This is a genomic window from Chryseobacterium sediminis, assembly GCF_008386505.1.
Classification (GTDB): Bacteria; Bacteroidota; Bacteroidia; order Flavobacteriales; family Weeksellaceae; genus Chryseobacterium; species Chryseobacterium sediminis.
In genome coordinates this window covers 495,898-507,939 of sequence record NZ_VUNZ01000002.1, presented here as the reverse complement: position 1 = coordinate 507,939, position 12,042 = coordinate 495,898, and the positions used below count along the sequence as shown (strand labels likewise).

General features: G+C 36.3%; 14 protein-coding genes. 4 read left to right on the top strand and 10 right to left on the bottom strand.

Going from position 1 to position 12,042, the window contains the following annotated elements:
- Positions 1-12: 12 nt before the first annotated feature.
- The 5 genes from fbaA to FW780_RS14370 all read right to left on the bottom strand — a co-directional run bounded on the left by fbaA (position 13) and on the right by FW780_RS14370 (position 4,010).
- The gene (gene fbaA, locus FW780_RS14390) at positions 13-1,083 is read right to left on the bottom strand and encodes a class II fructose-bisphosphate aldolase (RefSeq protein ID WP_149834210.1); all 1,071 of its coding nucleotides are present in this window, start codon (positions 1,081-1,083) and stop codon (positions 13-15) included.
- 70 nt (positions 1,084-1,153) lie between these two features.
- Positions 1,154-2,020, bottom strand: coding sequence for an NAD kinase (locus FW780_RS14385; protein ID WP_149387440.1), 867 nt, complete (start codon positions 2,018-2,020; stop codon positions 1,154-1,156).
- 1 nt (position 2,021) lies between these two features.
- Positions 2,022-2,675 carry a CBS domain-containing protein gene (locus tag FW780_RS14380; RefSeq protein ID WP_149834209.1) on the bottom strand — a complete coding sequence of 218 codons (654 nt, stop codon included), beginning with the start codon at positions 2,673-2,675 and terminating at the stop codon, positions 2,022-2,024.
- Positions 2,676-2,862: 187 nt separating this feature from the next.
- Positions 2,863-3,393, bottom strand: a complete 531-nt coding sequence (locus tag FW780_RS14375; RefSeq protein ID WP_079243737.1) for an RNA methyltransferase — start codon at positions 3,391-3,393, stop codon at positions 2,863-2,865.
- 5 nt (positions 3,394-3,398) lie between these two features.
- Positions 3,399-4,010, bottom strand: a complete 612-nt coding sequence (locus FW780_RS14370) for a toxin-antitoxin system YwqK family antitoxin (RefSeq protein ID WP_241676916.1) — start codon at positions 4,008-4,010, stop codon at positions 3,399-3,401.
- Positions 4,011-4,074: 64 nt separating this feature from the next.
- Between FW780_RS14370 and FW780_RS14365 the strand changes: the two genes are divergently transcribed.
- Positions 4,075-4,674 (top strand): hypothetical protein, encoded by a 600-nt coding sequence (locus FW780_RS14365; protein WP_167510720.1) that lies wholly within the window; start codon positions 4,075-4,077, stop codon positions 4,672-4,674.
- Between the two features lie 12 nt (positions 4,675-4,686).
- On the opposite strand, the gene FW780_RS14360 is transcribed toward FW780_RS14365, so the two are convergent.
- A complete protein-coding gene (locus tag FW780_RS14360) occupies positions 4,687-5,565 on the bottom strand; it encodes a bestrophin family protein (protein WP_149834381.1) in 879 nt (292 codons plus the stop codon).
- Positions 5,566-5,712: 147 nt separating this feature from the next.
- On the opposite strand from FW780_RS14360, the gene FW780_RS14355 reads away from it, so the two are divergent.
- Positions 5,713-6,588 carry a cupin-like domain-containing protein gene (locus tag FW780_RS14355; RefSeq protein WP_149834207.1) on the top strand — a complete coding sequence of 292 codons (876 nt, stop codon included), beginning with the start codon at positions 5,713-5,715 and terminating at the stop codon, positions 6,586-6,588.
- Between the two features lie 189 nt (positions 6,589-6,777).
- On the opposite strand, the gene FW780_RS14350 is transcribed toward FW780_RS14355, so the two are convergent.
- Positions 6,778-7,308 carry a GNAT family N-acetyltransferase gene (locus FW780_RS14350; RefSeq protein WP_149834206.1) on the bottom strand — a complete coding sequence of 177 codons (531 nt, stop codon included), beginning with the start codon at positions 7,306-7,308 and terminating at the stop codon, positions 6,778-6,780.
- A 124-nt stretch (positions 7,309-7,432) separates the two neighbouring features.
- Between FW780_RS14350 and mutS the strand changes: the two genes are divergently transcribed.
- The gene (gene mutS / locus FW780_RS14345; RefSeq protein ID WP_149834205.1) at positions 7,433-10,027 is read left to right on the top strand and encodes a DNA mismatch repair protein MutS; all 2,595 of its coding nucleotides are present in this window, start codon (positions 7,433-7,435) and stop codon (positions 10,025-10,027) included.
- A 33-nt stretch (positions 10,028-10,060) separates the two neighbouring features.
- On the opposite strand, the gene FW780_RS22435 is transcribed toward mutS, so the two are convergent.
- The 3 genes from FW780_RS22435 to FW780_RS14335 all read right to left on the bottom strand — a co-directional run bounded on the left by FW780_RS22435 (position 10,061) and on the right by FW780_RS14335 (position 11,406).
- Positions 10,061-10,198, bottom strand: coding sequence for a hypothetical protein (locus FW780_RS22435; RefSeq protein WP_167510719.1), 138 nt, complete (start codon positions 10,196-10,198; stop codon positions 10,061-10,063).
- Positions 10,199-10,226: 28 nt separating this feature from the next.
- A complete protein-coding gene (locus tag FW780_RS14340; protein WP_149834204.1) occupies positions 10,227-10,394 on the bottom strand; it encodes a bacteriocin in 168 nt (55 codons plus the stop codon).
- Between the two features lie 181 nt (positions 10,395-10,575).
- Positions 10,576-11,406: a hypothetical protein gene (locus FW780_RS14335; RefSeq protein WP_149834203.1), complete on the bottom strand. Its 831-nt coding sequence runs from the start codon at positions 11,404-11,406 to the stop codon at positions 10,576-10,578.
- A 143-nt stretch (positions 11,407-11,549) separates the two neighbouring features.
- Here FW780_RS14335 and FW780_RS14330 point away from each other — a divergent pair, with 143 nt between their 5' ends.
- A complete protein-coding gene (locus FW780_RS14330) occupies positions 11,550-12,038 on the top strand; it encodes a TlpA family protein disulfide reductase (RefSeq protein WP_149834202.1) in 489 nt (162 codons plus the stop codon).
- Positions 12,039-12,042: the final 4 nt, after the last annotated feature.

The following is a 12,042-nucleotide window of genomic DNA, read 5'->3' as shown; positions in this document are numbered from 1 at the left end:
AATGTACAGTTCTTATTTTAAAGTATTTACGTTATTTAAATCTTCAAATGCTTGTGCCAATCTTGTAGAGAATGTTTCCTCACCTTTTCTTACCCAAACTCTTGGGTCATAGAATTTCTTGTTAGGTTTTTCTTCTCCTTCAGGGTTTCCGATTTGAGTTCTTAAATACTCGATATTGTTTACCATATAATCTCTAACGCCTTCTGTATATGCAAACTGAAGGTCAGTATCGATATTCATTTTGATCACTCCGTAGTCGATAGCTTCTCTGATTTCCTCTAAAGTAGATCCTGAACCACCGTGGAATACAAAGTTAATAGGTTTAGCAGCAGTTCCGAATTTCTCCTGAACATATTTCTGAGAATTGTCAAGGATTTTCGGTGTAAGAACTACGTTTCCTGGCTTGTAAACTCCGTGTACGTTGCCGAAAGCAGCAGCAATGGTAAAGTTGTCAGAAATAGCTTTTAGCTTTTCATAAGTGTAAGCTATATCTTCAGGTTGAGTATATAGTTTAGAGTTATCAACGTCTGAGTTGTCAACACCATCTTCTTCACCTCCTGTAACCCCTATTTCTACTTCAAGAGTCATCTGAAGTTTAGCCATTCTTTCAAAATACTGAGCCGAAATCTCAAGGTTTTCTTCTAAAGATTCTTCAGAAAGGTCCAGCATGTGAGAAGAATAAAGAGATTTTCCTGTCTGCTTGAAGAATTCTTCGTTAGCATCCATCAATCCGTCAATCCAAGGAAGTAATTTTTTTGCACAGTGGTCTGTGTGTAGAATTACTGTTGCTCCGTAAGCTTCCGCAAGAGTGTGAATATGTTTTGCTCCAGCGATAGATCCTAAGATTGCAGCCTTTTGTCCGTCGTTGTTTAATCCTTTTCCTGCGTTAAAAGCAGCTCCACCATTTGAAAACTGAATAATTACAGGAGAGTTCAATTTCGCTGCAGTTTCCATCACAGCGTTTACATTGCTTGATCCAATTACGTTTACTGCAGGTAATGCAAACTTGTTTTCTTTAGCATACTGAAAGATATCAGTAACTAACTGACCTGTGGCAACTCCTGCCGGAAAAATTCTGCTCATGTTTTACTTTTTATTATAAATTTATTAGGTGTTTTAATTTCGTGTAAAGGTAATCATTTTTAAGAAATTACTAATTTCTTTTATCTCTTCCCCAAAGTAGCTTCTGACGGATCGTCTCATAGAAACTTAAACTGTTGGGCTGTACCAGAAGAAGCTGGAATGCTGCCTTTTTGATGATAATTTCCTTATCGGTTTCTATATGGATCAGTCGGGAGTCCAGAGAAAGGGAATATTGAGGTACACGGCTTTCCACCCTGAATTTTATTTCTACTTTGTCATTCACCACTAAAGGTCTCACATTCAGATTGTGAGGCGCGATAGGAGTGATGACGAAATTTTCGTTGTTTGGAGAAATGATAGGTCCGCCACAGCTCAAAGAGTAAGCGGTAGAACCGGTTGGGGTTGAAATGATAACACCATCACCCCAGAATACATTCAAAAATTCATCATTAATATAAGAATCTACGGTAATCATGGATGTAGTTTCTTTTCTGGAAACCGTAACATCGTTCAGGGCATATGGGAAAAATCCTTCCAGATTGGGAGAAACCACTTCGATTACAGAACGGCGGCTCGTCTTTACATCTCCTTTTAAAATAGAATCAAGCTCTTTAAAGGCTTCTTCTTTAGTGAAAAAAGCCAAAAACCCAAGTCTTCCGGTATTTACTCCTACAACAGGAATTTCAAGATCTTCAATGAACGTTAAAGAATTTACAATTGTTCCGTCTCCACCGAAAGTGAAAAACAGATCAACTTCCTTATCGAGAAGATCCTGTTTACAGTTGAAAGTTTCAAAAATTTTTGAGAATTGAAGTGCTTCAGCCATTTCATCGTACAGAACAGATTTTACATCTCTGGCTTCAAGTTCAGAGATAAACTTGCTTAAATATAAAAAAGTATCAAGATCTTTTTTCTGAGAATATATGGCTGCCTTCATGTTATATTTCTATGAATTTTTGTAAAAAACCAAATCGGTCTTTAAACAGATCGGATTTCTCATCAGAATAGTATTTTTCAACAATTCTGTAGTCATACCGATCAAAAGTTGAGTCTATCGAGGCCAGATTTTCATTGCTGATCTTTATTGTAATTTGAACCACTTCTTCAGACATAAAGCTTATAAACCCTCCATAAAACTTGGAGTTGTTGCTTTCTACGATATTGGTAATTTCCGTCATAGAATATTTTCTGGCGGGAGTTTCTACAGTAAGAATGGCTCCTGTTTCTGAAAATAAAGGATAACGGGAAAGGTCCTGAAAAACATCTTCACAGGTAATATATCCCAGATATTTTTCATTTTTATTAATCACCGGAATTATATTGCTGCTGAAGGTATAAAACAGACGGATACTGTCCATAATATTGCTGTCCTCCAAGATCGCAAACCGTTCAATCTGGTGTTCAAGATCCTTCAAAGTTCCACCATCTTCTTCATATAAAAAGTCCATTGCAATAGCTCCGTAGAAATGGTGGGATTTTTTGATAAAAACATGGGAATATCCAAAATCCTCCAACATATTTCTGGCCGACTCTATGGAGTCAGACAGGCTAAAACATGGAAAGTCTTTTGAGATATAGTCCTTGATAAACATTGTGCTAATTTATAAAAAATTAAATGAAACTTTTTCTGAAAACGCTATTTTTTTTAATGTGAATCAAAAAAAATGACGTCAAAATTTGTTTGTAATGAAAAAAAAAGTACCTTTGTCGCCTTTCATTTTTACTTTTTATTAGATTTATTTCAAACTGCACTGTCTACTAAGGACATATGCAGTTTTTTTATTTTAACGCTTTTGCAAATTCCCACATCACAATTCCGGCGCATACACTTACATTCAGAGAATGCTTTGTTCCAAGCTGTGGAATTTCTAAAAATACATCAATATTAGGGAGAACTTCATCACTGATTCCTTCCACTTCGTTTCCTAAAATCAAGGCATATTTTTTCGATCTGTCAATCGTAAAATCAGTAATAAGCTGGCTGCCGGTAGTCTGCTCAATTCCGATGATTTCGTACCCTTTGCTCTTCAGATCAGCAATCGCTGTATTGGTTTCTGCCTCATGAGACCAGTCTACACTTTCCGTTGCTCCCAGCGCTGCTTTATGAATCTCACGGTGAGGCGGCTGCGGTGTAATTCCGCAAAGAATGATTTTTTCAATTAAAAAGGCATCTGCCGTTCTGAAAGCTGCACCTACATTGTGCATACTTCTGATATTATCTAAAATGATGACCAACGGAATTTTTTCAACCTTCTTAAATGTTTCTACATCTATTCTGTTAAGTTCTTCCAGTTTTAGTTTCTGTACCAATTGTATTATTTTGTTGAGATTAATTTTCCGTCTTGATAGACCTCTGTCTTTTCTATGCTTCCGTCTTCACGGTAATGAACCCTGTTGCCGTTTCTCTTATCGTTGGCAAGCTCAGTTTCACGCTGTAATTTTCCTGATGGATAAAACACTTTCCATTTTCCGGTGGCAAGACCATTGTCATACTGGCCGATGTCCTTTACTGATTTTCCGTCTTCATGGAAGGTTTTGCTTTCACCCTGTAATTTATTGAATTTATAATTTGAAATTTCAGTTATTTTGCCGGCTGGAGAATAAAAAGTGGCTGTAAGGCTGTTATCATAAACATTCTTTTCTCCGTTTCTGAAAGCCTCCTTGGAAGTAAGTACTCCGTTCTTATCAAAATAGGACCATTCCTTTACTTTGAATCCTTTTTTGTATTCTCCTTTAGACTGTATTTTTCCGTTATCATAATAAAAAACAGCATCTCCGTCCAGCTTCCCTTTTTCCCATTCTACTGTATTTTTTACCTGCCCGTTGTCATAGAATTCTTTACAGGAACCCTCCTGTAATCCGTTTTTATATCCACAAGGTTTCTGTGCCATCGTCATGACGGAAGTGGAAAAAAACAATAGAAACATGTACTTCATAGCCATTTTTATTTCAAAAATAGTAAAATACTTATATTTGACTCAAAAATATACTATGAAAAAATTATTCACCTTATTCATATTAATATGGGGATTTATCTATCTGGAGGCACAAAATACGTATTATCCTCAAGCTTTTTTTGATAAAAAACTGGCCAGAGATATGCTGGGATTCGGAAATTCTACAATTGAAGGCGTTGCTTCTACAAAACAAAAAAACAATTGGGGAATCAAGCCATTACTTGGAGAGAAACATTACGCACCCAAAGGAACGGTTATTATGCTTTTTCCTGTAACTCCTTATTTTGAGGAATTTTATGATATGAGAAGGAAGTATGAAAACAAAAAGACAACAGTGTATATGTCTGAAGAAGCTTTTAAATACAGAGTGGAAGCTTTAACAGATGATCACGGCAGATTTAAATTTGAAAAACTGAAACCGGGTAAATATTATCTTGAAACCATTGTCAATTTTACTGCAACAGCAAGTTATCAACAGCAGACGGGAACTTCAGATGCTTATAACGGCTATGGAGCTTATCTGTATTCTACTCCTATATACAGTACATTTTTCTACGGATATTCTGCTGCCAACAGGGAAAGCAAGTTTGTAGAAATAAAACAGGACGGCGAACTCAAAGAAATCAAGCTTTAAAAGCTTGATTTTTTATTTCCTGATCATAATCTGATGCACATTTTTTTCAATGTTCTGCGCTAATGTTTCCATAGGAATATCATTTTCGTCATTATTGAAAGGGTCTTCAATTTCTTCCGCAATAAGCTCCAGACTCATTAAAACATAATATACGAAAACGGTAAGCGGAATCATGAAAAGGCCTATGGTAATCACATAAGCAATAGGCAGTGCAAAAACGTATAGAATAATAAATTTCTTGATGAAAGAAGAGTAAGAATAGGGAATTGGAGTATTTTTGATTCTCTCACAGCCTCCGCATACATCCAAAAATCCAGAAAGCTGAGTGTCTAAATACAGCATTTCAATTTCTGAAATTTTACCTTCCTTTTTTAATACGTTCAATTTATGGGTTAGCAGGATAATCATTTCGCTGGGGCCATGATTTTTTAAAGAATTTTCAATCTCAGAATAGTCTTCATCCAAAGCGAGTCTTGTAGATTCCTTAGAAAGATGTTTGGCTAAAAAGTGAGGGAAATATTTTAAATATCTTGCAATCTGTTCAGCATCCTGACGGTTATCACTAAGGATAGTATTGATTTTTATAGCGAAATTCCTGGTGTCATTTACCAATTTTCCCCAAAGCTTTCGGCCTTCCCACCATCTGTCATACGCAGTGTTGGTCCTGAAAACCAATAAAAGCGAAAGAACGAAACCCAACAGAGAGTGAATCATGCCCACATTACTGATTCCTGATTTTGAGGTAAGGTGAAGATATTCCACTTCCAGATACTGAATTCCCCAGGAATACAATCCTATAAGAACCATACTTGGAAAAAGGATTTTCAGTGTATCACTTTTGTGTAAACTGAAAAGAATTTTAAGGAAATGTTTGGTATTGTAGACTCTCATAAATTCACTTGTTACCACAAATATAATTTTTTTCGTTTAGTTCTCGGGGATGAATACCTTTGAAGTCTAATTTTGAAAGGGCTCTTTTTTTAATTTTTGCAGGGAGCAAAAAAACACTATTTTTATTTCGCATTAAATACAAAATACATGATCCTCGAAAACGTAGATATTGTAAATGATATCAGTAAAGAAGATTTTCAGAAAAATTATTTTAAAAAGCAAAAACCTCTTTTAATCAAGAATTTTGCCAGTCGGTGGGATGCTTTCGATAAATGGAATCTGGCTTACATCCGGGAAAAAGCGGGTGATCAGGAAGTTCCGTTGTATGACAATAAACCTGCAGATGCTGCCAAAAGCTCTGATGCTCCGGTAGCTCAAATGAAAATGAAGGAGTATATTGATACCATAAAGAGTAAGCCTTCAGATCTGCGTATCTTTTTCTATATCATTACAGACAGACTTCCTGAGCTACTGAAAAACTTTACGTATCCGGATTTGGGAATGAAGTTTTTTAAAAGACTTCCAACCTTATTTTTCGGGGGTAGTGAAGCTCATGTTTTAATGCATTATGATGTGGATCTGGGTGATTTTATGCATATCCACTTTGAAGGAAAGAAAAGAATTCTTTTGTTTGATCAGAAGCAGTCTCCATTTTTATATAAAGTTCCTTTATCTGTTCATACTATTTATGATGTGGATTATGAGAATCCGGATTATGAAAAGTTTCCGGCCTTACAATATGCCAAAGGCTACGAGATTTTTATGGAACATGGTGATGCTCTCTTTATTCCAGGGGCTTTCTGGCACTTTAACAGATATCTGGAACCAGGTTTTTCACTTTCCTTAAGAGCGCTTCCCAATAAACCGAATGTCTTTGCCAATATGCTGTATCATGTTTTCATTATGAGATATACGGATAAGCTCATGAGAAAATTATTCAAAGCCAAATGGGTAAACTATAAGCAAAAATGGGCCTATAAGAAAAGTTCTGAGGCACTGGAAAAACACCTTTCTGAAAGATAAAGTATTATGGTTTAGGTAATTTTAACGCATTGAACGCAAGTTTAAAGCTTATCTGTGGGTAAGGGTTCACAAAGACGTTTCACTCAGCGAAACAAGCTTTCAATTGCTTAATGAAACGCCTTTGCGAACGAAAATAAGACGAATCAATATCAATTGTCTTTGCCTCTTAGCGTTAGATCTTGGATCAATTTATTTATTAATAAGCCCGAAGATCGTTGCATCTACGAATTTTCCTTTTTCAAAAAAGTAATCTTTCAAAGTTCCTTCTTTGCTGAAATTTAATGAAGACAGCAGCTTTTCAGAAGAAATATTGGATGGGTCAATGAACGCATCTACACGATGAAGTCTCATCGTTTCAAATCCATAGGTCAGGATAGGGAGAATTGCCTCTTTCATATAAGACTGCTTCCAGAATTTTGGATTGAGCTCATAGCCGATCTCAGCTCTGAAATGTTCCCTGTACCAGTTGTGGTAGCCACAGGTACCTATTACTTTGTTTTCAGATTTCAGTTCCAGTGCCCACCGGAAGCCTTTTCCTTTTTCAAACTCACGGTTAAAGTGCTGAATAATGCGCTGGGAGTCTTCTTCTGTTTTGAAGGTTTCCAGATCATAATATTCCATGACTTCATCCAGAGAAAAATACTCGAACAGGTCTTGGGTATCATTGAATGTGAGCTGACGTAAAATAAGTCTTTCAGTCTCTAAGACAGGAAATTCCATGAATAATGTGATTTGATGGTGAAAATACGATTAATTACTGATAAAGAAAAGTATAGAAGATTAACCCCTAAACAATTCTCTTACCCTGAATTTATTTTTTTAAATTTGGGGCTCATTTTTTACTATGGCAAAAGCAGCAAAGAAAGAAACCCCGTTAATGACGCAGTACAACACCATCAAGGGTAAATATCCTGATGCGCTTTTACTTTTCAGAGTAGGGGACTTTTATGAAACTTTTGGGCAGGATGCCGTGAAAACATCTCAGATTCTGGGAATTGTCCTTACCAAAAGAAATAATGGAGAAGGCAGTGTAGAACTTGCCGGATTTCCGCATCACTCAATAGATTCTTATCTTCCGAAACTGGTAAGAGCAGGGATGAGAGTGGCAATCTGTGATCAGCTGGAAGATCCTAAAATGGTGAAAGGAATTGTAAAAAGAGGTGTTACCGAATTGGTTACACCAGGAGTTACTTTCAATGATCAGGTTTTAAATTCCAAAAAAAATAATTTCCTGCTTTCTTTACACAAAGACAAAGAGAAATATGGAATTGCTTTGGTGGATATCTCTACCGGAGAATTTCTGGTAAGTGAAGGAAACCTGGAAAAGCTGCTTCATATTGTCAATACTTTTGATCCCAGTGAGATTATTTACCAGAGAAGTGTACAGATTCCGGAGCAGATTAAAAATAAAAGTGCCTTTAAACTGGAAGACTGGGCTTTTCAATATAATTTTGCCTACGAAAAACTAACGAATCACTTTAAAACCAATTCTTTAAAAGGATTTGGTGTAGAGAACCTTCCACTGGCTATTACGGCAGCAGGAGCTATTTTTGCCTATCTGGTAGAAGATACCCACCATAATCTGCTGGCCCATATTACAAAACTTCAGATCATTCCACAGGAAGATTATCTGATGATGGATAATTTTACTCTGAGAAACCTTGAAATTGTTTATCCAAGCAATCCACAAGGAAAATCTCTGCTGGATATCATAGATAAAACCTCTACTCCAATGGGAGGAAGGCTTTTGAGAAGAAGAATTATTCTTCCTTTGAAATCAGTAGATGAGATTATGAGAAGACTTTCTCTGATTGATTTCTTAAACGAAAATGATCCTCTGAAATACGAAATCTGCCAGCTTTTGAAGTCAATTTCTGATCTTGACCGATTAATGGGGAAACTGGCTGCAGAGAAAATTTCACCAAAAGAGCTGGGATATCTTCGTCAAAGTTTAATTAATATTCATAAAATCAAAGCGTTATTGCATCCTCATGCAGATGTACTGGCGTGGTTAGAACCTTTATTTGATCTTGAAGAATTGATTAAGTTTCTGCAGAATCATCTTAATGAAGAACTTCCGGTAAGTATTGCCAAAGGAAATATCATTAAAGAAGGTGTTTCTGAAGAACTGGACAGATTGAGAAACCTGCAGAATAAAGGACGCGGATTTCTGGACGAAATGTGCCAGAGAGAAATTGAAAGAACAGGAATTACAAGCCTTAAAATTGATTTTAATAACGTTTTCGGATACTATATTGAAGTTCGGAATACTCATAAAGATAAAGTTCCGGACGATTGGGTAAGGAAGCAGACTTTAGTGAATGCTGAAAGATATATTACCGAAGAATTAAAGGAATACGAAAGCCAGATTCTGGGTGCCGAAGAAAAAATAGGGGTTCTTGAAACTTCGCTGTACAGAAACTTATGTGCAGAAACGATGGTTTATATTGACCAGATCCAAGGGAATTCTAATATTATTGCTCAGCTTGATGTGGCTTCCGGACTATCTGAGCTGGCTGTTTCTGAGAGTTATACCAAGCCTGTTCTGAATGATGGCTATGCTATTGATTTAAAAGAAGCCAGACACCCAATCATTGAGAATGCTCTTCCTTTAGGAGAAAAATATATCCCGAATGATATCTTCCTGGATAAAGATTCCCAGCAGATCATTATGGTGACAGGACCGAACATGGCCGGTAAATCTGCAATTCTTCGTCAGACGGCTATTGTATGTCTTTTGGCTCAGATCGGAAGTTTTGTGCCTGCAAAATATGCTGAAATCGGAATGCTGGATAAGATCTTTACAAGGGTAGGAGCTACAGATAATATCTCTGCCGGTGAATCTACTTTCATGGTAGAAATGAACGAGGCTGCCAATATTTTGAACAATATTTCAGAGCGAAGTCTCATTTTGCTGGATGAAATCGGTCGTGGAACGTCCACGTATGACGGGGTTTCTATTGCATGGGCGATTGCAGAATATCTTCATCAGCATCCAACGCAATCTAAGACTTTGTTTGCCACGCACTATCATGAGCTGAATGAAATGACAATCAATTTTGAAAGGGTGAAAAACTTTCACGTTTCTATTCAGGAAAACAAAGGAAACATCATTTTCCTGAGAAAACTTATTCCGGGTGGAAGCGAACACAGTTTCGGTATTCATGTGGCAAAACTGGCGGGAATGCCTGCCAAAGTGGTCAACAGAGCCAATGAAATTCTTAAAACACTTGAAGCGAGCAGAACTCAGGGAAGTGGAGGTACTTCTGAGAGCATCAAAAGAGTGACTGAGGAAAATATGCAGCTCTCCTTCTTCCAGCTGGATGATCCTGTTCTGGAAAATATTCGTGAGGAGCTTACGAAAATAGATATTAATACATTGACACCTATTGAAGCTTTAATGAAGCTGAATGCGATAAAAAAAATGATTGGAGGTTAATCCAATCATTTTTTAATTATGTTAATTTTTTAATTAGCAGCAATAGCCGTCTTTACCTCTCGGTCCGATAATAAGGAAATGGCTTACTCCTCTTAGTTTGCATAAACCTTCAGCGCAGGCTGTTGCGCCTCCGTTGATTTCTTTTAGCTCGGCTTTTGTGAACCTTTTCATATTCACCTTGTTTAAGTTATCAACTTGGTTAACAGCAAAATCCATCCTGCATGCCCGGAACTCCATATCGATCTTCTCCGGTGTGCGGATCTGTGCAGCTTATTACTCTAGGGCAGATTGGTCTGTTAGCACCCCCACTGATTTCTTTAAGCTCATTTTTACTAAGCTTTCTTTTTTGATTTTTTGAATTTTTCATAATAATTTGAATTTGGTAAAAGCTAATTTACACTTTATTTTCATTGATTCAAAATATTGTTATTCAAATTGTTAAGTTATTTTTTGTAATGGCCTTATCAGCCCTGAGGGAGCATAGTTTCATAAAAAAAGATTGAGGGGGCTGCCTCAATCCTTTTAATGTATCTGATAAGTTCCGTGTCTTATAAATGATTGTATTCATAAGTATTAACATCAGTGGAACCTGTAGGAGTATTCCCTGTTTTCTCATAATAGCTTCGCACTTCTTTTATAGGGTAGCCACTAGCATTGTATTCAAAATTAGATTTGAAGATTGTCCATTCAGTTCCGGTTCCGTTATTGTAACTGATGATGTGATTGTAGTTTAGTGTATTGTGAGCAGATCCGCTTTCATCTTCGTTGTCAATGATTTTTAGGTATCCGGTGATATTTTTCAAAGGAGCATTTTTTGTATCATATACCACTGTTTTTAAGGTAGACGTTGCTGTCTCAGTAGTATTATTTTGAGTTCTTGAAAGAGTACCTGTCCAACTGCTCATTGAGCCATCGGCATTCAGGACAGCATTTCTTGTTTCAGTTCTTGTTGATGCTGAAGAAGAGGCAGTATATACTATTTTTACATTATTGTTTGCTTGATAAGTGTAGTTGGATTCTGAATTCCATGCTCCACCGAAATCAGTTCCGCTAATTGTTTTTTTTGATAATCTGCCGCTTCCGTCGTAGGTAAATTTCGTAGTAAGAGAGGTATTTGAACCATTTACTACAGACTGGGAAATAAGATCACCAGCATAAGTAAATGTCGTTACGCTTCCTTCAGTAAGATTTTTGATCTGAGAAATTTTTGAACCGTTATATGTAAACGTTAAAATATCTCCGTCCATCGTCATTTTCGTTACCAAAACCGGACTGTTATCGTTGTTGTTCCCGTTGTTGTTAGAAGAATCATTATCATCGTTGCTGCTGGAGCATGCTGCCAAAAAGAATATTGGCAGAAGCAAATAAGTTTTTTTCATGGTTTTAATTTTTTAAGGCTGTAAAAGTATTAAAAAATGTATCCATGATAAAAATAAATTGTTCATTTGTAAAGGATTTATGAAATAGGAAAATTTATATTTTTGTATATTGTTGAATTATAATATTTTATAGTTTTTTGAGTATGAAGAATTTAATAAAGATATTAGCTGTATTTATATTTTGTACGGTTTTTAAAGCCCAGCAGACTGAAGTTTCTGTGATAAAATATGAAGATCTAGAAAAGCGGATTCAGCAGGAAAAAGATAAGTTGTTGGTTGTCAATTTCTGGTCAACTACCTGTGGGCCATGTGTAAAAGAGCTTCCTCATTTTATGGAAGTGAATGCTGGATTCGCTGATAATCAGAAATTTAAAATGATTTTGGTTTCACTGGACAGGCTGGCAGATAAAGAAAGAGTATTGAAATTCATTAAAAATAAAAACCTTACCGCTGAGGTTCTCCTGCTGGATGATATCAAAAGAATGAATACCTGGATTCCAAAGTTTGAAAAAGACTGGGATGGAAATATTCCTGTAACGCTGTTCTATAAAAACGGAGTGAAAGTTCATTTCAATGATGGTGAAATGAGCAAAGCAGATCTTGAAAAAACAATTAAAGAAAATCTACAATAAATAA

Bases quoted from the DNA above. Each gene is read 5' to 3' on its own strand.
- fbaA (WP_149834210.1), bottom strand. From the start codon at position 1,083: ATGAGCAGAATTTTTCCGGCAGGAGTTGCCACAGGTCAGTTAGTTACT.
- FW780_RS14385 (WP_149387440.1), bottom strand. From the start codon at position 2,020: ATGAAGGCAGCCATATATTCTCAGAAAAAAGATCTTGATACTTTTTTA.
- FW780_RS14380 (WP_149834209.1), bottom strand. From the start codon at position 2,675: ATGTTTATCAAGGACTATATCTCAAAAGACTTTCCATGTTTTAGCCTG.
- FW780_RS14370 (WP_241676916.1), bottom strand. From the start codon at position 4,010: ATGTTTCTATTGTTTTTTTCCACTTCCGTCATGACGATGGCACAGAAA.
- FW780_RS14365 (WP_167510720.1), top strand. From the start codon at position 4,075: ATGAAAAAATTATTCACCTTATTCATATTAATATGGGGATTTATCTAT.
- FW780_RS14360 (WP_149834381.1), bottom strand. From the start codon at position 5,565: ATGAGAGTCTACAATACCAAACATTTCCTTAAAATTCTTTTCAGTTTA.
- FW780_RS14355 (WP_149834207.1), top strand. From the start codon at position 5,713: ATGATCCTCGAAAACGTAGATATTGTAAATGATATCAGTAAAGAAGAT.
- FW780_RS14350 (WP_149834206.1), bottom strand. From the start codon at position 7,308: ATGGAATTTCCTGTCTTAGAGACTGAAAGACTTATTTTACGTCAGCTC.
- mutS (WP_149834205.1), top strand. From the start codon at position 7,433: ATGGCAAAAGCAGCAAAGAAAGAAACCCCGTTAATGACGCAGTACAAC.
- FW780_RS22435 (WP_167510719.1), bottom strand. From the start codon at position 10,198: ATGAAAAGGTTCACAAAAGCCGAGCTAAAAGAAATCAACGGAGGCGCA.
- FW780_RS14340 (WP_149834204.1), bottom strand. From the start codon at position 10,394: ATGAAAAATTCAAAAAATCAAAAAAGAAAGCTTAGTAAAAATGAGCTT.
- FW780_RS14335 (WP_149834203.1), bottom strand. From the start codon at position 11,406: ATGAAAAAAACTTATTTGCTTCTGCCAATATTCTTTTTGGCAGCATGC.
- FW780_RS14330 (WP_149834202.1), top strand. From the start codon at position 11,550: ATGAAGAATTTAATAAAGATATTAGCTGTATTTATATTTTGTACGGTT.